The organism is Pseudomonas sp. MS19, from assembly GCF_013277615.1.
In the GTDB taxonomy this organism is placed as follows: domain Bacteria; phylum Pseudomonadota; class Gammaproteobacteria; order Pseudomonadales; family Pseudomonadaceae; genus Aquipseudomonas; species Aquipseudomonas marincola.
In genome coordinates this window covers 1-24526 of record NZ_VBTO01000007.1, presented here as the reverse complement: position 1 = coordinate 24526, position 24526 = coordinate 1, and the positions used below count along the sequence as shown (strand labels likewise).

Genomic DNA, 24526 nt, shown 5'->3' with positions numbered 1-24526 from the left:
AATCCCGAGTCAGCGCTTGATTGTTTAAAGCTGTTTGACCCGCAACTCTTTAGGCATCGAGAACGTCACGTTCTCCGGCCGCCCATCCAGCTCGCTTTCAGCGCTGGCGCCCCACGCCTTCAACTGATCAACCACGCCGCGCACCAACACTTCCGGGGCCGAGGCGCCTGCAGTTATGCCCACGTTGCCGGCACCCGCAAACCACTCCTGCTTGAGGTCTTCGGCGCCGTCAATCAGGTAGGCGGGCGTACCCATGCGTTCGGCCAACTCGCGCAGGCGATTGGAATTGGAGCTGTTGGGGCTGCCGACCACCAACAGAACGTCCGACTCATTGGCCAGTTGCTTAACAGCGTCCTGACGGTTCTGGGTGGCGTAGCAGATGTCGTCCTTACGCGGGCCGCCGATGCTCGGGAACTTGCGGCGCAGCGCGTCGATCACTTTGCTGGTGTCATCCATCGACAACGTCGTCTGGGTGACGAACGCCAAGGACTCGGGATTGCGCACCTCAAGCCTGGCTACGTCGTCTTCGTCTTCAACCAGATAAATAGCGCCGCCGTTGCTGGCGTCGTACTGGCCCATCGTGCCTTCGACTTCCGGGTGGCCGGCATGGCCGATGAGGATGCATTCATGGCCTTCGCGGCTGTAGCGCACGACTTCCATATGAACCTTGGTCACCAGCGGGCAGGTTGCATCGAACACTTTCAGACCGCGGCGCTCGGCTTCGTTGCGCACAGCCTGAGAGACGCCGTGGGCGCTGAAGATGACGATAACATCGTCTGGCACCTGATCCAGCTCTTCGACAAACACCGCGCCGCGTGCGCGCAAATCCTCGACCACAAACTTGTTGTGAACGACCTCGTGGCGCACATAAATCGGCGGCCCGAACACTTCGAGCGCGCGATTAACAATTTCGATGGCGCGGTCTACGCCAGCACAGAAGCCACGAGGATTAGCGAGTTTGATATGCATAATAATTCTCGGCACGCGGTGCATCAGTTGGCCCGTTTGCAAGGGCTGCGCTGTTGCCGGCAGCCTTGCAAAAAGGGAGCGCACCTGCGGTTGCAGGCAAGCTAATTAAACCGCTTTGACGTCGATGATTTCGACTTCAAAGCTCAGCGTCTTGCCGGCCAGCGGGTGGTTGAAATCAATGGTCACCTGCTCTCCTTCAACGCTTTTAACCACGCCAGGCAATTCGGCATTGGCGGCGTCGTTGAAGATCACCAGCAAGCCGGGCGAAAGCTCCATATCGGCAAAGTTGCTCAGTGGCATCACTTGCAGATTCTGCGGATTAGGCTGACCAAAGCCCTGCTCCGGCAGGATCTCGACCACGCGCTTGTCACCCGCCTTGAAACCGTACAGCGAGGTTTCAAAACCGGGCAGCAGGTTGCCGTCGCCAACGCGGAAGGTCGCAGGCTTTTTGTCGAACGTGCTGTCCACCACATCGCCATTTTCCAGTTTGATGGCGAAGTGCAGGGTAACTTCCTTGTCCGGGCCAATACGTACATCAGTCATGGGCTACTTCTCCGGACTTTTTACTTTTGAACATATCCAGCGCAAGCATGACTGCGCCTACGCTAATGGCGCTATCGGCAATATTGAACGCGGGGAAATACCAGCGGTTTTGCCAATGCACCAGAATGAAATCGACTACGTGGCCAAGCACGATGCGGTCGAACAGATTACCGATAGCCCCGCCCAGCACCAGTGCAAGCGCGATTGCCAGCCAGGTCTCATCGCTTTTCAGGCGCTTCATCCAGACCACCAATACAGCGCTGACGCTTAACGCGATCAAGGCGAACAGCCAGCGCTGCCAGCCGGATTCACCGGCCAGAAAGCTAAAAGCAGCGCCGGTGTTGTAGGCCAGCGTCCAGCTGAAGTATTGCGGGATCACCACAATCTGCTCGTACATCTCGAGCGTGCCATCGAAGTAGAACTTGCTGGCCTGATCGATAACGAACACCAGCAAGCTCAGCCACAACCAAGCCAATCTGCCGAAACGGCTGGCATCAGGCATAGTGACGAACCTCGCCAGCGCCTTCGATGTTATCGACACAGCGCTCACAGATTTCCGGATGCGCCGGGTTCACGCCGACATCTTCACGGTGGTGCCAGCAACGGGCGCACTTGGCGTGAGCCGACTTCACCACTTTAAGCTTGAGGCCAGCCACTTCAGTCTCAACGGCATCTGCCGGAGCAGCGCTCAGCGGCGCAAGGCTTGCGGTGGAGGTGATGAGTACGAAACGCAGCTCATTACCCAGCTTGCCCAGTGCTTCGATCAGGCTGTCTTCACCGTAAACGGTCACTTCAGCCTGCAGGTTGCCGCCGATGGCTTTTTCCTTGCGCTGATTTTCCAGCTCCTTGTTCACCGCGACCTTGACTGCCATGACCCGCTCCCAGAACTCGCGATTCAACTCGACGTCCTGCGATTGCTCGGTCAGGCCCTGATACCAGCCATTGAGCATGACCGACTCATTGCGCTCGCCCGGCAGGTACTGCCAGATTTCGTCGGCGGTGAAGGCCAGAATCGGCGCGATCCAGCGTACCAGCGCTTCTGCGATATGGAACAGTGCAGTCTGGCACGAGCGACGCGCCACGCTGTCTGCCGCAGTGGTGTACTGACGGTCCTTGATGATATCAAGGTAGAAGCCGCCCAGTTCCTGCACGCAGAAGTTGTGGACTTTCTGGTACACGTTCCAGAAACGATAGTTTTCGTAGGCTTCTTCGATTTCGCGCTGCAGCAGCAATGCACGATCCAGTGCCCAGCGATCCAGCGCGAGCATTTCGTCTACCGGCAGCGCGTGTTGTGCCGGGTCGAAGCCGCTCAGGTTCGAGAGCAGGAAGCGAGCGGTGTTACGGATACGGCGATACGAGTCGGCGCTGCGCTGGAGGATGACGTTGGACACAGCCATCTCGCCGGAGTAGTCGGTCGACGATACCCACAGGCGCATGATGTCCGCGCCCAGGCTGTCGTTGACTTGCTGCGGCGCGACCACGTTGCCCAGCGACTTGGACATTTTGCGGCCGTTCTCGTCCACCACAAAGCCGTGAGTCAGCAGCTCTTTGTACGGCGCATTGCCGTCAATCGCGCAACCGGTGAGCAAGGATGAGTGGAACCAGCCACGGTGTTGGTCCGAGCCTTCAAGATACAGATCAGCGCGTGGGCCTGTTTCGTGACCCATGTTGTGCGAGCCGCGCAGCACATGCCAGTGCGTGGTGCCCGAGTCGAACCAGACGTCCAGCGTGTCACTGATCTTGTCGTACTGGTTGGCCTCGTCACCGAGCAGTTCGGCTGCGTCCAGTTTGAACCAGGCCTCGATGCCCTCGCCTTCAACGCGCTTGGCAACTTCTTCCATCAGCTCGGTGGTGCGCGGGTGCAGCTCACCGCTTTCCTTGTGCAGGAAGAACGGGATTGGCACGCCCCAGTTGCGCTGACGCGAGATACACCAGTCCGGACGGCCAGCGATCATGCTGTGCAGACGCGCCTGACCCCAGGCCGGAACGAATTCGGTCTTCTCGATGGCGGCCAGTGCGCGCTCACGCAATGTGCCGCCGTCGTTGGGCTGCTTGTCCATGCCGACGAACCACTGCGCCGTCGCGCGATAGATCAGCGGAGTTTTGTGACGCCAGCAGTGCATGTAGCTGTGCTGGATCGGCTGATGCTTGAGCAGCGCGCCGACTTCATCAAGCTTGGCGACGATGTTCGGGTTGGCCTTCCAGATGAACTGGCCACCGAAGAACGGCAGCGACTCAACGTAAACGCCATTGCTCTGCACCGGGCTGAGAATGTCGTCGTTGCTCATGCCGTAGCCTTTGCACGAACGGAAGTCGTCTTCACCGTAAGCCGGAGCCGAGTGGACGATGCCAGTACCGGAGCCCATTTCGACGTAGTCAGCCAGATACACCGGCGACAGACGCTCATAGAACGGGTGACGGAAACGGATCAGCTCGAGTTTTTCACCGGTGGTCGTGGCGATAACGCTGCCTTGCAGGCCGTAACGCTCAAGGCTGCTTTCAACCAGCTCTTCGCCGAGCAGCAGCAACTTGTCGCCGACATCAACCAGCGCGTAGTTGAACTCGGGGTGCACATTGAGTGCCTGGTTGGCGGGAATGGTCCACGGCGTGGTGGTCCAGATAACGATGCTTGCAGCCTTCGGCAAGCTGGCCAGACCGAATGCGGCGGCTAGCTTGTCGGCGTCTTCACAGACGAATGCAACGTCGATGGCGTCGGACTTTTTGTCCTGATACTCAACTTCGGCCTCAGCCAGCGCCGAACCGCAATCGAAACACCAGTTAACCGGCTTCAAGCCTTTGAATACAAAGCCTTGCTTGACCATTTCAGCCAGCGCACGGATTTCACCTGCCTCGTTGGCGAAGTCCATGGTGCGGTAGGGCTTTTCCCAGTCGCCAAGAACGCCAAGACGAATGAAGTCGGCCTTCTGGCCTTCGATCTGCTCGCCGGCATACGTACGGCAGCGCTCGCGGGTCAGGTCCGCTGGCTGGTTTTTGCCGAAGGTGGTTTCGACCTTGTGCTCAATCGGCAGGCCGTGGCAATCCCAGCCCGGAACGTAAGGCGCGTCATAGCCGGCCAGCGTTTTCGAGCGGGTGATAATGTCTTTGAGAATCTTGTTAACCGCGTGACCGATGTGAATGCTGCCGTTGGCGTAGGGAGGGCCATCGTGCAGGAGGAATTTTGGGCGGCCTTCGCCCATTTCACGCAGCTTCTGATACAGACCAATATCGTTCCAGCGCTGCAGGGTTTGCGGCTCGCGCGTCGGCAGGCCAGCCTTCATCGGAAACTGGGTATCAGGCAGGTTTAGCGTGGCTTTATAGTCGGTCATCAGAGGCTCTTCACTTTAGCGGTTAGCCCTGCCAATAGGCACGGGCGGCGGCAATATCGGCAGCAATTGCCGTCTTCAGCGCCTCGAGCGAGGCAAAACGCTGCTCATCACGCAGCTTGCGGTGGAACGCCACCGTTAAACGCCGGCCATACAAATCACCGGCAAAATCCAGAAGGTGCACCTCTAAGTGGGCACAGCCGTCACTTTTGACGCTTGGGCGTACGCCGATATTGGCGACGCCAGCAACCGTCTGGCCATCAATGTCGATGCTGACCATATACACACCGGTCAGCGGCACACGACGGCGCTTGAGCTGAATATTGGCTGTAGGCGCGTTCAGTTGGCGCCCCAGCTTTTGCCCGTGCAGCACGCGCCCGGCAATTTGAAACGGACGCCCGAGCAGGTGTTCAGCCAGCTCAAAATCACCCACGCTCAGCGCTTCACGCACGCGGGTGCTACTCACGCGAATACCGTCCAGCTCGACGGTAGTTGCCGCCTCGACGGTAAAACCTTCACGCGCGGCCGCATCGGCAAGAAACGCGAAGTCGCCGGCACGATCACAGCCAAAGCGGAAGTCGTCACCCACTTCGAGATGGCGCACGCCCAAACCGTCGATCAGCACTTTTTGCACGAACTCTGCGGCACTCAACTCACGCAAGCGCGGGTTGAAAGCCAAACACAGCACACGGTCGACGCCTTCAGCCGCCAACAAGGCAAGCTTGTCGCGCAGCCGCGTCAGGCGGGCTGGCGCTGTGTCTGGGGCGAAGAACTCACGCGGCTGCGGCTCGAAAATCACCACGCAGCTGGGCACGCCCAATTCGGACGCACGCTCGCGAAGGCGCGCCAAGATAGCCTGATGGCCACGATGGACGCCGTCGAAGTTGCCGATAGTGGCGACACAGTCCCGATGCTGGGGCCGTAAATTGTGGAGGCCTCGAACCAGCTGCATAACGCGCTTCTTGCTCATAAAGTGGTCGATTATACCTTCACGCGCCCGCAGACAACAGGCACCAAATAAACCCTGTTGCCATTCAACTGACCGCTCGGCGGGAGAAGTCGCGCAGACGGAAGCCCAAGAGCAGCAAGGTCGCGAAATAACTGGCTAAACCTGCCGCCACCAACACGCCCAAACGCAGCAGCCGCCAGAGCATCGTACCCTCCGACCAGACCGGCATGTAATGCATTACGCCCAGCAGCGCCGCCGCCATTACCAGCACAGCGACCACCAGCTTGAGCAGAAACACCAACCAGCCCGCCTGCGGCTGAAAAATATTGCGCTTGCGCAACTGCCAGAACAGCAGCCCCGCGTTCAGGCAAGCGGCCAGACCAATCGACAGCGCCAAGCCGGCGTGCGCCAACGGACCGATCAACAGCAGGTTCATCAGCTGCGTGAACACCAATGTTACCAGGGCAATTTTTACCGGTGTCTTGATGTTCTGCTGTGCATAAAAGCCGGGCGCCAGGATCTTCACCAGAATAATCCCGAGCAGGCCGACCGAATAGGCGATCAGCGCTTGCTGGGTCATCAGCGCATCCGTCGCACTGAACTTACCGTACTGAAACAGTGAAACCGTCAGCGGCTCGGCAAGCAGCGCCAACGCCACCGCACTCGGCAACACCAGCACAAAACAAAGGCGCAGCCCCCAGTCGAGCAGCCGTGAATACTCACCGTGATCGGCGCTGGCGTAAGTTTTCGACAGCGCTGGCAGCAAGATTGTCCCCAGCGCCACGCCGAGCACGCCGGAAGGCAGCTCCATTAAACGGTCGGCGTAGTACATCCAGGAAACTGAACCGGCGACCAGAAACGAGGCAAAGATAGTGTTGATGATCAAGGATATCTGGCTGACAGACACCCCGAAGATTGCCGGCCCCATTTGCTTGAGCACCCGCCACACGCCCATGTCTTTAAGATTGAGGCGCGGCAAGACCAACATGCCGATGCGTTTCAGGTGCGGCAACTGATAGCACAACTGCAACAGGCCGCCGACCAGCACCGCCCAGCCGAGCGCCATGATCGGCGGATCGAAGTACGGCGTCAGAAACAGCGCAAACACGATCATGCTGACATTCAGCAGCGTCGGCACAAACGCCGGCACCGAGAAGCGGTTCCAGGTATTGAGCACCGCACCGGCCAGCGACGACAGCGATATAAGCAATATATAAGGGAAGGTAACCCGCAACAGATCGGTGGTCAGATTGAACCGATCCGGCTCATCGGCAAAACCCGGCGCTGAAATCCACACGATCCAGGGCGCGGCCAATATTCCGATCAGCGTGACCAGCGCCAGCACCAATGTCAGCAAACCCGAGACATACGCGATGAAGGTTCGGGTCGCCTCCTCGCCTTGCTGGGTCTTGTATTCAGCCAAAATAGGCACAAATGCCTGCGAAAAGGCTCCTTCCGCAAAAATTCTTCGCAATAAATTTGGCAGCTTAAAAGCCACCACAAATGCGTCAGAAGCCACGCCCGCGCCGAATGTACGGGCGATGATGGTATCGCGCACGAAACCTAGAACACGCGAAAGCATGGTCAATGAGCTGACAGCGGCCAGCGACTTAAGCAAATTCATGAGATAATGATTTTTCCGCTAGAGCAAGTGAGCCTGTGGACGATCCATAAGCTCACGAAGGCATCGAGTGTAGCGGCCTGCCACTTGTCAGGCTAGCGCCAGGAAATGTCTTTGGACTTGACAGCAGCGATTCATCTCGGCATGATTCGCGGCCTTATTTGTTTGTAACCCCCCATTTTCGAGGAGCTTGACGGTGGCCAATACACCTTCTGCCAAAAAACGCGCAAAACAGGCTGAGAAGCGTCGTAGCCATAACGCCAGCCTGCGCTCCATGGTACGTACCTACATCAAGAACGTGGTCAAGGCTATCGACGCCAAAGATCTCGAGCTGGCTAAAACTAGCTACACCGCAGCTGTTCCGGTCATCGACCGCATGGCTGACAAAGGCATCATTGCCAAGAACAAAGCTGCTCGCCATAAGAGCCGTCTGAATGCCCACATCAAGGCACTCAGCCAAGCTGCAGCTTAATAAGCTGTAAGTTCTTGCAAAAAACCGGCTTCGGCCGGTTTTTTGTTGCCTGCAATAAAGTCAAATCTACTATTAGCGCGCAAACCTCAGCCTGCACACACAACAGCCTGACGCTATTTAGTTGGCCAGGGCATGATCGGAATAGCCGTGATGCCGTTGTGCGGACTGCCTTCAATGACCCGATCGCTGTACACCAGATAAATCAGCACATTGCGATTGCGGTCAAAGAAACGCACCACCTGCATGCTCTTGAACACCAGCGAAGTGCGCTCTTTGAACACCTCTTCGCCATCCTTGAACTCACCCTTGAAACTGATCGGCCCAACCTGACGGCACGCAAGGGAGGCCTCGGAGCGATCCTCAGCCAAACCCAGGCCACCCTTTATGCCGCCAGTCTTGGCGCGCGACAGGTAGCAGGTAATGCCTTCAACTTTAGGATCATCAAACGCCTCGAGGACGATCTTGTCGTTCGGCCCCATCCATTTGAAAACCGTCGAGACCTCACCGATTTCCTCGGCGGATGCCAGCAGCGGCGCTGCCAGCAAAACGCTGAACATGCCCAGTTTCTTGCTAAATCCCAGCATCCGCACGCACTCCCTTTAAACCAGAATCAGATTATCGCGATGAACCAACTCGGACTCATCAACATAGCCCAGTAAACGCTCAATGGCATCTGACGGCTGACCGATAATTTTTTGCGCCTCCAAGGCGCTGTAGTTCGCCAGGCCGCGCGCAATCTCACGACCATCCGCTGCCACGCACACCACCATCTCGCCGCGCCGGAAACTGCCTTTGACAGCCTTCACGCCGATTGGCAGCAAGCTTTTGCGATTTTTGGCCACGGCCTTCACTGCGCCTTCATCGAGCACCAGAGTTCCGCGGGTCTGCAAGTGCCCGGCAAGCCACTGCTTACGCGCTGCCAACATGCCGCGCTCCGGCTCAAGCAAGGTCCCAAGACGCTCACCCGCACCCAAGCGCGCCAGCACCTGATCAATCGCACCACCCACAATGACCGTATGCGCACCGGAACGCGCTGCCAGTCGCGCCGCACGCAACTTGGTCTGCATCCCGCCACGCCCCAACGCACCGCCAACGCCGCCGGCGACTGCATCAAGCGCCGGATCATCGGCACGCGCCTCATAAATCAGCTTGGCATCAGGATTGTGCCGCGGGTCGGCATCGAACATACCGTCGCGGTCAGTCAGGATCACCAGCAAGTCGGCCTCGACCAGATTGGCCACTAGCGCCGCCAGAGTGTCGTTATCGCCAAAACGGATTTCGTCGGTCACCACCGTGTCGTTCTCGTTGATGACCGGAATCACATCAAGTTCGACCAGCGTACGCAACGTGCTGCGGGCATTGAGGTAACGCTTGCGATCAGACAAGTCATCGTGAGTCAGCAGAACCTGCGCAGTGCGACGATCAAACTCGGCAAAGCTCGACTCCCACGCCTGCACCAGACCCATCTGGCCAATGGCTGCGGCAGCCTGCAGCTCATGCATGGCGCTCGGTCGGGTTTTCCAGCCAAGGCGACTCATGCCCGCAGCCACTGCACCCGATGAGACCAACACCAATTCAACACCAGACGCACGCAGTGCATCCATCTGCCGCACCCAGACTCTCATCGCGTCGCGATCCAGGCCCTTGCCATCCGCCGTCAGCAGCGCACTGCCAATCTTGACGACCCAGCGCCGCGCACTCGTCACCTTGTCACGCATTTGTTCCAACCCCAACCAAAAAGCGCACTACAGATTTGCAGAGCCCATGCCCTGCAACGGATCAACTCTACACAAAAACGCCGCTGTTAAGCGGCGTTGAATAATTGCTTAATCCCGGACGTATATGATTTCCGGGCCGTCGTCGTCATCCTCATCATCGAAGTCGTCTTCGTCGACATCATCGACACTCTTGACGCCAGCACGACGCAGGGCACGCTGATCATCCAGCTCCTGCAAGCGGGCACGCGCTTCATCTTCGATGCGCTGATCGAGCTGAGCCAGCTCGGACGCGAACTGCGGGTTCTCGGCGATCTTCTCGGCACGCGCCTCAAGGTAAGTCATGATGTCCTGACACAACCGCTGAGTACCGTCGCCGGAAATAGCCGAGATCACATACACAGGGCCTTTCCAGTCCAACTGCGCAACGATGTCAGCCACGCGCTCGGCGCGCTCTTCTTCGAGCATCTGGTCGGCCTTGTTCAGCACCAACCAACGATCACGCTCGGCCAATGCCGGGCTGAACTTGGTCAGCTCGTCGACAATAACCTGCGCAGCCTCCACCGGATCAGTCAGATCCAGCGGCTCCATATCAACGAGGTGCAGCAACAAGCGCGTACGCGACAAGTGCTTGAGGAAGCGAATACCCAGACCCGCGCCCTCGGAAGCGCCTTCGATCAGCCCCGGAATATCAGCCACCACAAAGCTCTTGTAGCGATCGACGCTGACCACGCCCAAGTTCGGGATCAAGGTGGTGAACGGATAATCTGCCACTTTCGGCTTGGCCGCAGAGATAGCGCGAATCAGCGTGCTCTTGCCTGCGTTTGGCAGCCCGAGCAGACCCACATCGGCCAACACCTTGAGCTCCATCTTCAGGTCACGCGAGTCACCCGGCTTGCCCGGCGTAGTCTGGCGCGGCGCACGGTTGGTACTGGACTTGAATCGGGTATTACCCAGACCGTGCCAGCCACCCTGAGCCACCAGCAGCTTTTGCCCGGCTTTGGTCAGGTCGCCAATGACTTCCTGAGTACCGGAGTCGATCACGGTGGTGCCAACCGGCACGCGCAGGAACAGATCTTCACCCTTGCGCCCGGTGCAATCGGTACTGCCGCCGTTAGCGCCACGCTGGGCATCAAAACGACGGGTGTAGCGATAGTCGATCAGGGTGTTGAGGTTTTCGTCGGCAACCATATACACCGAACCACCATCACCGCCGTCGCCACCGTTAGGGCCACCGTTCTCAATGAATTTTTCACGGCGAAAGCTCATGCAGCCATTGCCGCCATCGCCAGCCTTTACAAATATCGATACTTCATCGACGAATTTCATGGGTACGCCTCCCGCAAAAAAAGCGGGTTAACAAACAAGGAACACTGGGTGCTTGCAAAATTGCCCTTAAACCCTAATGAAAGCATCGCGCGCCGAAATCAGCACGTCGCCTGCACCAAAAGCTCAATTAAGCTCAGCACTTAATAATAAGCGCACTGCCAGGACAGTTTGGCAAGAACCCCTAGAATACAGAAACAAAAAAGCCCCGTCGCATGGACGGGGCTTTTCACATTCTCGCGATTAGGCCGCGACAACGCTCACGTAACGACGACCGAAGGCGCCTTTTACTTCAAACTTGATCACGCCTTCGACTTTAGCGAAGAGAGTGTGATCTTTACCCATGCCAACGCCGTAACCAGCGTGGAATTGGGTGCCGCGCTGACGCACGATGATGTTGCCTGCTTTGATAGCCTGGCCGCCATACATCTTAACGCCTAAGCGTTTGGCTTCTGAGTCGCGACCGTTGCGGGTGGAACCGCCAGCTTTTTTGTGTGCCATGAGTCAATACTCCTATAAAGGGTCAGAAACCCCTGAAAACCGTACTAAAAGCACTGCATTTTCAGCGGCGTCTTGGCTTGATTAATATCAGGCCGAAATACCGGTGATTTTGATCTCAGTGAACCACTGACGGTGGCCCTGACGCTTCATGTGGTGCTTACGACGACGGAACTTGATGATGCGGATTTTATCGTGACGACCTTGCGACACAACTTCTGCAACAACTTTAGCGCCATCTACAACTGGTGCGCCGATTTGAACGTCGTCACCGTTGCCGATCAACAAAACGCGATCGAAAGTGACGGATTCGCCAGTGCCGATTTCGAGTTTCTCGATCTTCAGGAATTCGCCTTCGGTGACTTTGTATTGCTTGCCACCAGTAACAATTACAGCGTACATGGTATATCTCCGTTAATCCTGCTCACCCAGTGCTTTATAGGAATAGCTATTGACTGGCATGGCTGCTTGGGGCCGGAAGGACGCCCTTGCAATTGCGTAAGGCAGGGAAATGCCCAGGGGGAAGTTCAGGGTGCGCGATTGTACGCAAGCTTCTTAACCAGCGCAAGTCCCCCAAGCTCTTGCCTTGACAGGCCTTAGCCTGCCCCATAGCATGCCGCGCTACATATGAGGAGCCTGCGCAACTAATGCAACCCCAAGCTTTCTACCGCGTGGTGGCGGACGATTTTACCGCTGTTGATGGCATCATTCGCCAACAACTAGTATCGCGTGTACCGCTGGTAGAGAAAATCGGCGATTACATTATTTCGGCCGGCGGTAAGCGCTTGCGCCCACTGCTGGTACTCCTCAGCGGCAAAGCCCTTGGTGTGCAGGATGAAAACCTGCGCCTGCTGGCCGCCACTATCGAGTTCCTGCACACCGCGACCCTGTTGCACGACGACGTCGTCGATATGTCCGACATGCGCCGTGGCCGCTCAACCGCCAACGCACAATGGGGCAATGCGCCCAGCGTTCTGGTAGGCGACTTCCTCTATTCGCGCTCGTTCGAGATGATGGTCGAACTGGGCTCGATGCCGGTCATGAAGATTCTCTCCAAGGCCACTCGCGTGATTGCCGAAGGTGAAGTGCTGCAACTGTCGAAAGTTCGCGACGCCAGCACCACCGAAGCGATTTACATGGAAGTCATCCGCGGCAAAACTGCCATGCTGTTCGAGGCCTCGACCCACAGCGCAGCGGCATTTGCCCAGGCAACTCCAGAGCAAACTGAAGCGTTGCGCACCTTTGGGGACCACCTTGGCGTAGCCTTCCAACTGGTTGACGACCTGCTCGACTACCGGGGCGATGCGGCCGCGCTGGGCAAAAACGTCGGTGATGACCTTGCAGAAGGCAAGCCAACCCTGCCGCTGATCTACACCATGCGCGAAGGCACCGCCGAGCAAGCCACTCTGGTTCGCCAGGCGATTCAAAAAGGCGGCATTGAAGACCTCGAAAGCATTCGCAATGCAGTTGAAGCAGCCGGTGCACTCGACTACACCGCCCAGAAAGCCCGTGATTTCGCCGAACGCGCCATTGCTTGCCTCGATGCACTGCCGGACAACGAATATCGCCAGGCACTGATTGAGCTGAGCCATTTCGCTGTAGCCCGCACCCACTAAGCAAATAGACTGACGAGGTCGCATCTGCGGCTTCGTCAGGCGCCCTCCTCTCTCCCTGCACACACGCTCTCGGCCTCGCATCCGAGGCGCCGCTCTTCGCCCCCAACTTGAACTGAATTGCCAGTCGTCGGCCGGCGCCTGACGCAAATCAATAGATGTCCAATTGACCCTTGCTATTTATTGAATAAGAATTATTCTCATTGGCGTACCCAAGGAGAACACTCATGACCTATTTGATTGATGCATGGCTCGACCGGCCACAACCTTATGTGCGTATTCTCGAACGCGACACCGGCAAAGTATGTGCGAGCTTGGAAGATGAAGCACTTGAAGCCTTCCGCGAACAAGGCGGCCTGGACCTGCATGAACTCAGTTCAAACGAGCCAGTGGTGATCAAGGAATTGGTGCGCAATCTGTTTCTGTTTTGCTACTCGCAGGCATTGCACCCTTGAGCTGACAGACGAGAGCCCTGCCGCCAGCAACGCTGTCGGCAGGGAATCTCCGGGCAGACCAGTACAGCGTCTGCCGCTTCGACTTACAGAACTTCGAGCAGCTCTACGTCGAATACCAGCACGCTGTGCGGCGGGATGCTGCCAACGCCTTGCGCGCCGTAAGCCAACTCGCTCGGCACGTACAGGCGCCACTTGCTACCAGCCTTCATCAATTGCAGGGCTTCAGTCCAGCCGGCGATCACGCCGCCAACCGGAAACTCTGCTGGCTGGCCGCGATCGTAGGAGCTGTCGAACACAGTGCCGTCGATCAGGGTGCCGTGGTAATGCGCACGGATAGTGTCTTCGCGGGTCGGCGTGGCGCCTTCACCGGTGGTCAGTACTTCGTACTGCAGGCCCGAAGCCAGAACGGTGATGCCATCACGGCCAGCGTTTGTGGCCAGGAATTCTTTGCCCGCACCAGCAGCAGCTTCAGCCTTGGCTTGAGCTTCTGCCTGCATGACTTCACGGATAACCTTGAAGCTGGCATTCAGCTCAGCTTCGCTGACGCGGCTTTCTTTGCCAGCGAAAGCGTCGGTCAGGCCCGCCAGAATAGCGTCGAGGCTAACACCCGGTGGCGGATTGTCACGCAGTTGGCCACCCAACTGACGGCCAATGCCGTAGCTGACGCGGGTTTCATCAGTAGCAAGATTAAGTTCGGACATGTAACGCTCCGCAGGGGGGTTGAAAAGGTCGGCCAGCCTAGCATAGAAGCAAAGGCCGCCCCAGCCGAACACCCGACACCGCGAAGGTAAATCTATTTGAGCCAGATCAATGAGTTGGCGATCAGGCCGGATCCAAACCAAGGGCGCTGCCGAGCGCCAAAAGCCATCTGCCGAACGGCGCAGATCACTCGCCGTTCAAATGTTCACAGAAACTCAGCAACACGTTTTGGAAAGGCTACCACTGCGAGTTCATCGAGATGGGCACGCGCAAGGTATCCTGAGGGCCGTCCGGCATGCCGCACATCTCATCATGCACCACCGCGTGGACCAGGTTGAACGGCAGCCTGGGCAACTCGTGGAGCACATCACGGGCATGCTCAATAGAGCGCATATGCTGCGATTTCCCGGACGCATCGGTAAAGCCATAGGCGATGCCATCCATCTGCACCTCCAGTACATAGATACCGCCTTCGATGGAGATCAGGTTGAGTTCATCAACCTCACCCGCCAGCGCATGCCCACGCAATTCTTGAAGATTCATGATCGCCGCCTCGATAACTATACATAACTTATACAAAATTTATTCTTGTACAAATAAACAAAAGCTCAAGGCTAAATGCAAACCGCCCGTCCGTTTTGCAACGGCCGGGCGGTTTGATGGGCGTTTTACTGCTGCCGGATCAGTGGTCGTGCTTGGTCAGCTTATCCAGATAACCCATGGCGAAGGCCGACAATACAAAGGTCATGTGGATGATCACGTACCACATCAACTTGTTGTCCGGGATGTTCTTGGCATCCATGAACACCTTGAGCAGATGGATCGATGAAATCGCCACGATCGACGCGGCCACTTTCATCTTCAATGAACCGGAGTCCATCTTGCCCAACCAGCTGAGTTTCTCGCGGCCCTCTTCGATGTCGAGTTGCGAGACAAAGTTCTCGTAGCCCGACAGCATCACCATCACGATGAGCCCGCCGACCAGCGCCATGTCGATCAGCGACAGAATAACCAGCACCAAATCCGCCTCAGCCATCGAAAAGATGCTGGGCAGAATGTGGAAAATTTCTTGGAAGAACTTGAGCGCCAGGGCAAACAACCCTAACGACAGGCCAAAATAGATCGGCGCCAACAACCAGCGCGATGCGTACATCGCGTTTTCAATAAAGCGTTCCATGGTGTCTCACAAAGGTTGAACCGGAGCGGAGTATACCCAGCCATGTCCCGCCAAAAAAGGCGCTGAAACACCTTTAAAAAATTATCTTGGGCAAATGTGGATAACATTTTTCAAGTGCAGCGCTTTTATCGGTAAAAAGCCTTGATTTAAAGCCCCGCGAAGGGTAGCGCCATCCCTGTACAACGGCGAATTAAGTTTCTGGATGAAACTGGTAATCGCCGAAATTACGTCTACGCTCTCCGTTCAATTGCCGTAACTGCGCTTGAATGTGCAGACGCCAGATAGGCAGGTCACAACATTCACAATAGCCCTGCACGATCAGGTTATCGGCAATCCCAGCCAAGACCCCTTCGGCCACCAAAGGCCCGCAGAATGGGCCTTGCGCCTTTATGGCCGTCGGTTGCTCACCGGACAGACCCGCCGCGCAAATCAGGGTCCAGAGCCCATTACCGCCAGCCAATGGCAGCACCACGCACTCGATGCGTGTGACCATGCCCAAGCATTGACGGGTGAGACATAGGCTTCGTGACATGACGGCAACCCTCGCAAGATTGGTCACTTGCCAGTCACCGCCAAGACTTGCAGGAGGGTCACACAGTTATTCACTCAACCTGTGGATAACTGTGTGGATGAACCGTGGGAAAGCCGCGCAAAACGTCCAAATCAGCGGGCTTCCCCAGCATCGACTGCGCCGCAAGTGATGCGGCTCCGACGCCCCTGTTCAATCAACCTTCGGACTTTGGCGCCCGTGGCTTTTTCTCCTTGGCGGGTACAGGCTTTTGAGATTTCTCCTCTACAGCTTTGACCACTTTTTCGTCCTTGTCCTGTTTTTCGTCTTTTTCCTCCTCGCCCATGCCCATTTCGGCAATCGCGCGCAAACGCTCAACAACCCGCGCATTGACGCTGCCCGCCGGGAATTGACCGCGCTCATCCGCTTCTCCCACAGGCTCACCGGCCAGCAGGCTCAGCGCCTCGTCCACCTGACGCACCGCGTAGATATGGAACTGGCCAGCGCGCACCGCGTTCAGCACTTTCTCGTCGAGCATCAGCGTCGAGACATTGGAACTCGGGATGATTGCGCCCTGCTCGCCCGTCAGCCCACGCGCCTCACAAAGGCGGAAGAAACCTTCGATCTTCTCGTTGACGCCACCCACAGCCTGAACTTCACCGAACTGGTTGATCGAGCCGGTGATCGCAAAGCACTGCTTGAGCGGCGTGCGAGACAGCGCTGAGATCAGCGTGCACACCTCACCCAGCGAGGCACTGTCGCCATCCACGTATCCGTACGACTGCTCAAGCGCGATGCTGGCGGAAATCTCCAGCGGGAATTCCTGCGCGTAACGGCTGCCAAGGAACCCGGTCAGGATCATCACGCCCTTGGAGTGAATCGGCTGGCCGAGATTAACCTCACGCTCGATATCGACAATCCCCGAGCCGCCCGGATACACCGTGGCCGAGATTCGCGCAGGAACGCCGAACGCGGAATCACCCACTTCCAGCACCGTCAGCCCGTTACACTTGCCGACCGCCGCACCGGCCGTGTCGATCAGAATGATCCCGGCCAGCATGTCGTCGATAATCCGCGCCGAAACACGCCCGGTGCGCGTAGCTTTGGCTTTGAGCGCCCGCTCGATATGGCCGACATCAGTCACGGTCTCATTGGCCAGTTGGCGAATAAAGTCAGCCTCGCTGACCAGTTGGAACAAATCACCGATGCGTGCCGACAGCCGCCCCTGATGCTCAGCCAGCCGGGCACTGTATGTCGCCAGACGCGCTACCGCTGCCGCCGTAAGCGGCGCCATGCCCTCCTCGGTGGTGCGGGTTTTCATCAACTGGGCGAATTGCTCAAGGCTTTCGTCGCCCAACGGAATGTCCTCGTCGAAGTCGACAAGAACACGGAACATTTCCTGGAAGTCCGGATCATGATCTTGCAGCGCGTAATACAGTTGGCGCGCGCCAATAATGATCACCTTGACCTGCAAAGGAATCACTTGCGGGCTCAGCGTGATCGTGGCAATCCGCCCCAGCTCGCCCAGCGGCGATTCCATTTTTAGCTGACGCGAATGCAGGGCGCGTTTGAGCGCATCCCAGACAAACGGCTCGCTGAGCATTTTCTCGGCTTCGAGAATCAGGAAGCCGCCATTGGCACGATGCAATGCGCCGGGGCGCAATTGCCGGAAGCTGGTGTAGATCGCCCCGGAGTCGGTGCTGTACTCGATGCGGCCAAACAGGTTGTCGTAGGTTGGATGCGACTCGAATACCACGGGCGCGCCGCCGTGCGCATGATGACCAACCACCAGGCTCGGGCAGTATTGCTCTTCGAGTAACTTGCGCTGCGGGATATCGGTCTTCTCGATATCAACCAGCTGCTCAACCACGGTTTTCAGCAGATTGACTTGCACCGCCTGCAGGTAGGCACACACGCCGGCGTTCTCGGCATACTTCTCCGAAAGCGGCGCCAGCAGCGGCTGCAATGCAACAGTGATGGTTTCCTCGTTGAGCTGACGCAGTTGATTACTGGTTTCTCGCTTCCACTGCGGCAAGCTCGCCAGCTCTTCATTGAGGCATTCTTCAAGCGCGGCGATGTCGGCGTGAAAACGCTCCCGATCAGCCTCGGGCAGTTGCGCAAACTCAGCTTCATCCAGCGCCTTGCCTTCGAGCATCGGGGTAAACGCGATGTTGCTGCTATCACGGTACAGGGCAATGCTCTTTTCAAGCGACATGCGCTCGATAATATCCAACGCCTGGTCGTAGCGTTTATTGAACGCCCGGTCGACCGCGTTCTTCTTTTGCTGGTACGACGGATGCTCGAACACCGCCGGGAATGTCGCCAGCAGGTTGTCGATCAGCAGCCCGATATCGGTAATGAACTCACCGGCAGTCCCGGCTTCCAGCTCTAATGCACGCGGCTCGCGCGGCTCATCAAAATTATTGACGTACACCCGGTCAGCCGGTGTCGCCATGCGCTTGCCTTCAGCTTTGAGGTAGCGATTAACAAATGAAAAACGCCCGGTACCGGGCTCGCCCATCACAAATACGTTGTAGCCGGGACGCGGCATCGCCACGCCAAATTGCAACGCTTCAACGGCACGCTCCTGGCCGAGAACACCACGAAAAGGTTCAAGATCATCTGTGTTGCTAAAGTTGAATTGCTCAGGAGAAAACGGGCGGGTTAGAGCTTCAGGCGCTAACCGCAGGTGGGTAGCAACAGAGTCTGGCATTGGAAATCCTTGTACGAGGGGCACACGCATGAGAAATCATGGCTGTATCGAGCCGCCTCGACAAGCGATAACCGCATATCTGTGCAAGGTTGTGTAGCGCACTGGCAAAACTCATGGGACATGGCAACACACGTCGCAGTTATACGACGTTGATTCGCCGCGTCATGTTCGGCTTTCACAACGGCTAACTGCCACCATACTGATACAACGCAGCTTTCGCCCGATGCCCAAGCGTTATGCTCAATACATCTATCAGGGATTCAGACGCATGAGCTTATTTCAGGAAGTCGCAGCATTACTGGTGTTATCGGCCTTGTTTGGCGCGATTGCCTTGAAGTTGCGACAGCCCTTGATCATCGCCTACATCGTTGTCGGCATTCTTGCAGGCCCAAGCTTCATGGGTTTGAGCAGTGAAATGGAGCCACTGGCGCTGCTCGCCGAAATCGGCATTACCGTGCTGTTGTTCGTTGTCGGACTCAAACTCGACACTCAACTGATCAGCTCTCTGGGCCGCGTTGCACTGATCGCCGGCACCTGCCAGATAGCGCTGACCCTCGGGCTCGGTTATGGGCTGTGCATCTTGCTTGGCATGAGCAGCAGCATGGCGCTGTACATGGCAATGGCGCTGGCCTTCTCCAGCACTATTATCGTGGTCAAACTGCTCTCGGATAAAAAAGAGATCGACTCCCTGCATGGCCGAATCGCCATGGGCATCCTGATTATTCAGGACATTGTTGTAGTCGCGTCGATGTTGGTTCTCAACCTGCTCAGCCCTAAACAAGCCACGGCTGAACAACCCATGAGCCTTTTCTGGCTAGGTGTGCTGGCGCTGATTACCGTGGCCGGGATTTACCTGATATCGCGCAAGGCCATGCCGTGGCTGCTAAAGGCCATGTCACGCTCTCCCGAACTGCTGATGCTGTTTGCAGTGGCGTGGGGCACCGCGCTGGCTGGCATTGCCGAATCGTTTGGCTTGTCCAAAGAGCTTGGGGCATTTGTCGCGGGCGTGTCTCTGGCCTCGACACCGCTGCGCGAAGCCATCTCAAGCCGCCTGACCAGCTTGCGCGACTTTCTCCTGCTGTTCTTCTTCCTCTACCTGGGCATGCAGCTCGACTTCAGTCATATCAACGGTCAGATATTTCCAGCGCTGGTACTTTCGGCATTTGTCCTGATCGGTAAACCGATGATCATCATGCCGATTGTCGGCGCACTGGGTTATCGCAAGCGCACCGGATTTGTCGCGGGGCTGACGCTGGCGCAGATCAGTGAGTTCTCGATTATTTTTGTCGGCGTCGGTGTCGGCCTCGAGGTGATTGATCCCTCCGCGCTGGGCCTGATCACGCTGGTGGCGCTGATCACAATTACCCTGTCGACTCACATGGCGATGTATACCCAGCCACTGTTTGCGCGCCTGGCGCCAATGCTGAGTTTGTTTGAGCGTAAAGTTGCCTACCGCGAGACAGCCTCCGACACACCGAATCGGGTCCGGCATCCGGAAATTATTATCTATGGCATGGGCCGCTACGGGCGGCTATTGGCCGAGCAATTTCAACAAGCTGGCAAACGCGTGCTCGGCGTGGACTTTGCGCCAGACGAGTTGAAGCTGGCGAAAGCCCGTGGTTTGAGTGTTTGCTACGGTGACGCAGAAGACGCCGACTTTCTGGCTCATCTGCCGCTGCATGACGCCAAACTCATGGTCAGCACCATTCCCCAGCGCGAGGTCAACGCGATTCTGTTTCGCGCCCTGCGTAGCAACGGTTTCAAGGGGCAGATCACCTTGAGCGCTTTCCATGAGGGCGACGCCGAGGCGTTCCGTCATGCCGGCGCTGGCAGTGTGCTTATCCCGTATGCAGACGCCGCCGAAAGCGCTGCCCGCCGCCTGCTTGATGAGTGCATGCCGGCATCCAAGCCAGCCGCGCCGCCGCACGTTGATGCTCTGCCGGCACAGGACTAACACGCACACAGACAATATCCGCAACACGCAACCGGCCTTGAAAGGGCCGGTTGCGTGTTGCGCTTGACACTTTACGGCTCCATCGCCAAAGCTCAGGCATCATCGGCGGACAACCACGAGTGTTACTTGAAACGGACTTTACCCCTTGCGCTGCTCTGCATCGCCGGCGCGACGCAGGCAAACCCAATGCCGAACGAAGCCCGCCTGAACGAATTGGCCAGCGACCCGTACTGGATTGCACTCGGCCATTACGAAACCGGCAAGCTCGGCGGTTGGCGCAGTTACGTCGATGAGCAGAAATTCTTCCTTGCCGAAGATGGCGCCAGCAACCCGCAAGCAGAGCTGCGCGCCACCCTTGAAGCGATATACCAGCCTGCGCCGCTGAACGACGAACATGCACAGTGTCGGTATCCGGCCCGTACTCGCTGGCTGAGCGAACAACTCAAGCTCAGCGACTTGCCGCAGCCGACGTGCGCCGAATACGACAAGTGGATGACCGATGTCGCCCCTAACAGCACCGTGCTGGTGTTTCCCGCCGCCTACCTGAACAGCCCGTCGTCCATGTTTGGCCACACGTTGCTGCGCATTGATCAGGCCGACATCGACACCAACAACACCGCCCTGCTCAGCTACGCACTGAATTTTGGCGCGTACATCGAGGGCATGGACAACAGCATTCTGTATGCATGGAAAGGCCTGATGGGCGGCTATCCGGGGCTGTTCTCACTGGTGCCCTATCGCGAGAAACTGGCCGAGTACCGCAGCCTGGAAAACCGTGACCTGTGGGAATACCGGCTGAACCTGACGCCGGTTGAAACCCGTCGCATGATCCAGCACGTGTGGGAACTCAAAGACATCCGTTTTGATTACTTCTTCTTCGATGAGAACTGCTCATTCCGCCTGCTCGAACTGCTTGAAATCGCGCGTCCCGGCCTTGAGCTGACAAACCAGTTCCCGATCACCGCGATTCCGACTGACACCGTTCGGGCGATCAAACAAGCAGGCCTGATCGAGCGCACGGATTATCGCCCCTCACGGGAGCGTGAACTGGTCACCCGCACCGAACCACTTACTGCCAGCGAGCTTGTCTGGGTTGAACGCCTGGCCGATGAAGACATTGCCCTTGAAGACGAAAACTTCAAGAAGCTGGGACAAGCACGCCGCGCGCTGATTACCGATGCCGCATTCCGCCTGCTGCGTTATCGCGCCAGCGGTGAAGGTCGTGAACCGCAAACCGTGAAGCGCAGCTTCAACCTGCTGCGTGAAATCAACAGCAATCCACCGCCCGAACTTGCAGTAGAACGACCAGGGTTACCGGAAGAAGGCCATGAATCCCGCACTTGGCAACTGGGCGCAGGCAGCCGCGGCGACAAAGCGTTTGCCGAGTACGGCCTGCGCATGGCGTATCACGACCTCAACGACAACCAATATGGATTCCCGGCAGGCGCGCAGATTGAAATCATGCAGATGAAGTTGCGCCAGTACGAAGGCAACCACTGGCAGCTGCAGAACCTCGATCTGGTCAGCATCCGCTCGCTGACGCCGCGCAGCGAACTGCTCAAGCCGTTGTCATGGCAAGTTGCCGCGGGCTTCGAACGCGTGCCCGGCAAAGACGACGATGAGGTATTAGCCGCGCATATCAACGGCGGTGCGGGTGGCAGTTGGAGCCTGACAGACAACGTACAAGCCTTTGCCCTCGCCACCATGCGTATCGAGCACCACAGTGACTTCGCCGCCTATCTGGTGCCTGCCGCCGGTTTCAACACAGGCCTGCTGTGGCGCAACCCGCTGGGCAACATGCTCGCCGAGGTCAATAACGATTACTTCATCAACGGCGAAGTTCGCCGCAGCATGGCGCTGAGCCAACAGTGGGAAATCTCACCCAACCTTGGCCTGCGCCTGGCGGCAGAACGCGAGTTCAGCCACTTGAGTACACCGGAAAACACCTTGAAGCTCGAACTCAGGTGGTACGACTATTGAGAGTGAGCAATAGTCGCTGAAAACTGCTGCCTGCGCAGCCTCACCTTGGCCCGCGCTCCATCTGATGGGGCGCCAGCCATTCAAGCTGTGCTAGCAAAATCCAGACTCATCGCACTGCGCACGACTGCAGCGAAGGGTGCCCGAGCTGGATTCGTTTCACCAATAACCCAACACCTTCCACCACGCGCCGCCGACGACCGCCCAGATCAGCAAGTTGACAACACTCATGATGAAGCCCGCTATCCACCAACGACCCAGCGACACAAAGCCGGAGCCAAAGACGATTGGCGCGGTGCCAGTGGCGTAGTGAGTGAGCGACATCATCAGTGAAGAAGAGAACGCCAGAATCAGCGCCAGCAGCAACGGCGGAGCGCCCAGCGCAATACCGGCGGCGAGGAATGCAGCGTACATCGCGGTGATGTGTGCGGTGGTGCTGGCAAAGAAGTAGTGGGCGTAGAAATACACCAACACCAGCATCGCAATCACCCCAGCCCAACCGAAGCCCAGCGCACCGACGTTTTGTTGAATGACGCCTGAGAACCAGCCAATCAAGCCCAGCTTGCCCAAGTAACCGGCCATCATTACCAGCGCCGCGAACCAGGTAATGGTATCCCAGGCCGTCTTTTCCTTGAGGATGTCATCCCAGGTCAGCACGCCGGTCACCAGCAAAATTGAGAGCCCAAGGAAGGCCACAGTGGTCGCATTAAACTTGAACTCCGGCCCAAAAATCGCTGCCGGCACACCTGCCCACAGCAAGAGCAGGAGGGCGAACACTCCAAGCAAAATTTTCTCATTGAGTTTGAACGCGCCCAACTCACTGAGTTTTTCCTTGGCAAATGCCGTCGCATTCGGGGTTTGCTTCAATTCAGGCGGGAAGCAGAAATACAAAACCAGCGGCATCACCAGCAACGAAACGATGCCTGGCACCAAGGCGGCCAATGCCCACATGCCCCAACTGATCGTGATATTCGCCTCGGTGCCCTTGGCAATCAAACTCACAATCAGTGGGTTGGGCGCTGTGGCGGTAATAAACATCGCCGAAGTAATTGGGTTGGCGTTGTAGTTCACCAGCGCCAGGTATTCACCCACTTTGCGCTCAGTGCCCTTCTCCGCTGTTGAGCCAAAGCTGTCTGCAATCGAGCGCATGATCGGATGCATGATCGCCCCGCCACGCGCCGTGTTACTCGGCGTAATCGGCGCCAGCGTCAACTCGGAAATGGCCAACGCGTAACCAATCCCGAGCGTGCGCTTACCAAAAATGGAGATGAAGTAATACGCGATCCGATTGCCCAATCCGGTTTTGATCAGGCCCCGCGAAATCATGATGGCGATACCAATCAACCAAATCAGCGAATTGGAAAAGCCACTCAGTGCATCGGCTATCGCCTGGCTCGGCTTGTCACTCGTCACCCCGGTAATAGCAACCAGCATGATGCCGATAATTGCCAGCGCACCGATCGGCATGGCCTTGCCGATAATCCCCGCAATCGTACCGATGAAGATCGCCAACAGATGCCACGCCTGCGGGGTCACCCCTTCTGGCACTGGAATCACAAACCAAATAATTAACCCAAGAGCCAATGCGACCATTGAGGGGATCGGCTTTGCGTAGGACATGCGGCGCTCCTTGCTCCAGCGCAGAAAAATTAATTCACGGATGCTGCTGATTCACTATAGCTGGCGGCCCGAAAATTGCGGCGTAAAGCCAGCCACGGCGCGCTATTGTCTTGGTTGTTGCCGGAGCCTGATGTGTCTTGCATCAATAGAGATGGATGTTCTGGCGGGGGAGACATGGCAGTTGTGCGCAAGACTGAGAAATGACTGCGCTGTAACAGCGCCATCGTCCGCTGCGATAGCCGGGCTTAGTTAGTGGCTTAACAATAGTTTCTAAATCCGTGTCACAGCGCTCGACTGACTGGGTTAGTCAGGAATATCGGCTGGGTTATAGGCTGTGGCAGCATAGAAGCTGCATGTAGCTCATTACACAAAGTAAGCGCTCCATAAATCCCAC

21 protein-coding genes and 1 pseudogene are annotated in these 24526 nt (G+C 57.3%); 5 read left to right on the top strand and 17 right to left on the bottom strand.

Annotated elements, in window-relative coordinates; genetic code table 11:
• Positions 1-24 precede the first annotated feature (24 nt).
• The 6 genes from ispH to murJ all read right to left on the bottom strand — a co-directional run bounded on the left by ispH (position 25) and on the right by murJ (position 7408).
• Positions 25-969 carry a 4-hydroxy-3-methylbut-2-enyl diphosphate reductase gene (gene ispH, locus FEZ62_RS06100; RefSeq protein WP_172927148.1) on the bottom strand — a complete coding sequence of 315 codons (945 nt, stop codon included), beginning with the start codon at positions 967-969 and terminating at the stop codon, positions 25-27.
• Between the two features lie 105 nt (positions 970-1074).
• Positions 1075-1512: a peptidylprolyl isomerase gene (locus tag FEZ62_RS06095; protein ID WP_090509500.1), complete on the bottom strand. Its 438-nt coding sequence runs from the start codon at positions 1510-1512 to the stop codon at positions 1075-1077.
• Positions 1505-2014: a signal peptidase II gene (lspA, locus tag FEZ62_RS06090; RefSeq protein WP_090509497.1), complete on the bottom strand. Its 510-nt coding sequence runs from the start codon at positions 2012-2014 to the stop codon at positions 1505-1507. The genes FEZ62_RS06095 and lspA overlap by 8 nt, the downstream gene beginning before the upstream one ends.
• A complete protein-coding gene (gene ileS / locus FEZ62_RS06085; RefSeq protein WP_172927147.1) occupies positions 2007-4838 on the bottom strand; it encodes an isoleucine--tRNA ligase in 2832 nt (943 codons plus the stop codon). Before ileS ends, lspA begins: the two co-directional genes overlap by 8 nt.
• A 22-nt stretch (positions 4839-4860) precedes the next feature.
• Entirely contained in the window at positions 4861-5787 is a 927-nt protein-coding gene (gene ribF / locus FEZ62_RS06080; RefSeq protein ID WP_069898124.1) for a bifunctional riboflavin kinase/FAD synthetase, read from the bottom strand.
• Positions 5788-5869: 82 nt separating this feature from the next.
• Entirely contained in the window at positions 5870-7408 is a 1539-nt protein-coding gene (gene murJ, locus FEZ62_RS06075; protein WP_090509489.1) for a murein biosynthesis integral membrane protein MurJ, read from the bottom strand.
• A gap of 193 nt (positions 7409-7601) precedes the next feature.
• On the opposite strand from murJ, the gene rpsT reads away from it, so the two are divergent.
• Entirely contained in the window at positions 7602-7877 is a 276-nt protein-coding gene (rpsT, locus tag FEZ62_RS06070; RefSeq protein ID WP_069898126.1) for a 30S ribosomal protein S20, read from the top strand.
• 113 nt (positions 7878-7990) lie between these two features.
• On the opposite strand, the gene FEZ62_RS06065 is transcribed toward rpsT, so the two are convergent.
• From FEZ62_RS06065 to rplU, 5 genes are all read right to left on the bottom strand, one after another.
• Positions 7991-8434 (bottom strand): CreA family protein, encoded by a 444-nt coding sequence (locus FEZ62_RS06065; RefSeq protein WP_090509794.1) that lies wholly within the window; start codon positions 8432-8434, stop codon positions 7991-7993.
• Positions 8435-8476: 42 nt separating this feature from the next.
• Positions 8477-9595 (bottom strand): glutamate 5-kinase, encoded by a 1119-nt coding sequence (gene proB, locus FEZ62_RS06060; protein ID WP_090509485.1) that lies wholly within the window; start codon positions 9593-9595, stop codon positions 8477-8479.
• Between the two features lie 108 nt (positions 9596-9703).
• Positions 9704-10921, bottom strand: coding sequence for an Obg family GTPase CgtA (gene cgtA / locus FEZ62_RS06055; RefSeq protein ID WP_069898129.1), 1218 nt, complete (start codon positions 10919-10921; stop codon positions 9704-9706).
• A gap of 240 nt (positions 10922-11161) precedes the next feature.
• On the bottom strand, positions 11162-11419 hold the full coding sequence (gene rpmA, locus FEZ62_RS06050; protein WP_003281574.1) for a 50S ribosomal protein L27: 258 nt from the start codon (positions 11417-11419) through the stop codon (positions 11162-11164).
• An 87-nt stretch (positions 11420-11506) separates the two neighbouring features.
• Positions 11507-11818, bottom strand: a complete 312-nt coding sequence (gene rplU, locus FEZ62_RS06045; RefSeq protein WP_069898130.1) for a 50S ribosomal protein L21 — start codon at positions 11816-11818, stop codon at positions 11507-11509.
• Between the two features lie 245 nt (positions 11819-12063).
• On the opposite strand from rplU, the gene FEZ62_RS06040 reads away from it, so the two are divergent.
• Both FEZ62_RS06040 and FEZ62_RS06035 read left to right on the top strand, forming a co-directional pair.
• Entirely contained in the window at positions 12064-13032 is a 969-nt protein-coding gene (locus tag FEZ62_RS06040) for a polyprenyl synthetase family protein (RefSeq protein WP_069898131.1), read from the top strand.
• A 224-nt stretch (positions 13033-13256) separates the two neighbouring features.
• Positions 13257-13484 (top strand): hypothetical protein, encoded by a 228-nt coding sequence (locus FEZ62_RS06035; protein ID WP_069898132.1) that lies wholly within the window; start codon positions 13257-13259, stop codon positions 13482-13484.
• 83 nt (positions 13485-13567) lie between these two features.
• Here the strand turns inward: FEZ62_RS06035 and FEZ62_RS06030 are convergent, their stop codons facing one another.
• The 5 genes from FEZ62_RS06030 to FEZ62_RS06010 form a co-directional block, all read right to left on the bottom strand.
• On the bottom strand, positions 13568-14185 hold the full coding sequence (locus FEZ62_RS06030) for an FKBP-type peptidyl-prolyl cis-trans isomerase (RefSeq protein WP_069898133.1): 618 nt from the start codon (positions 14183-14185) through the stop codon (positions 13568-13570).
• A gap of 235 nt (positions 14186-14420) precedes the next feature.
• Positions 14421-14726, bottom strand: coding sequence for a DUF6482 family protein (locus tag FEZ62_RS06025; RefSeq protein WP_069898134.1), 306 nt, complete (start codon positions 14724-14726; stop codon positions 14421-14423).
• Between the two features lie 139 nt (positions 14727-14865).
• A complete protein-coding gene (locus tag FEZ62_RS06020) occupies positions 14866-15360 on the bottom strand; it encodes a TIGR00645 family protein (RefSeq protein ID WP_069898135.1) in 495 nt (164 codons plus the stop codon).
• Between the two features lie 190 nt (positions 15361-15550).
• A complete protein-coding gene (locus tag FEZ62_RS06015) occupies positions 15551-15892 on the bottom strand; it encodes a hypothetical protein (RefSeq protein ID WP_069898136.1) in 342 nt (113 codons plus the stop codon).
• Between the two features lie 193 nt (positions 15893-16085).
• A complete protein-coding gene (locus FEZ62_RS06010; RefSeq protein WP_172927146.1) occupies positions 16086-18581 on the bottom strand; it encodes an ATP-binding protein in 2496 nt (831 codons plus the stop codon).
• A gap of 268 nt (positions 18582-18849) precedes the next feature.
• Here FEZ62_RS06010 and FEZ62_RS06005 point away from each other — a divergent pair, with 268 nt between their 5' ends.
• Both FEZ62_RS06005 and FEZ62_RS06000 read left to right on the top strand, forming a co-directional pair.
• The gene (locus FEZ62_RS06005) at positions 18850-20535 is read left to right on the top strand and encodes a cation:proton antiporter family protein (RefSeq protein WP_172927145.1); all 1686 of its coding nucleotides are present in this window, start codon (positions 18850-18852) and stop codon (positions 20533-20535) included.
• Positions 20536-20736: 201 nt separating this feature from the next.
• A pseudogene (locus FEZ62_RS06000) lies at positions 20737-22515 on the top strand (DUF4105 domain-containing protein); the annotation flags it as partial.
• 156 nt (positions 22516-22671) lie between these two features.
• Here the strand turns inward: FEZ62_RS06000 and FEZ62_RS05995 are convergent.
• A complete protein-coding gene (locus FEZ62_RS05995) occupies positions 22672-24132 on the bottom strand; it encodes an anion permease (RefSeq protein ID WP_069898139.1) in 1461 nt (486 codons plus the stop codon).
• Between the last annotated feature and the right edge of the window lie 394 nt (positions 24133-24526).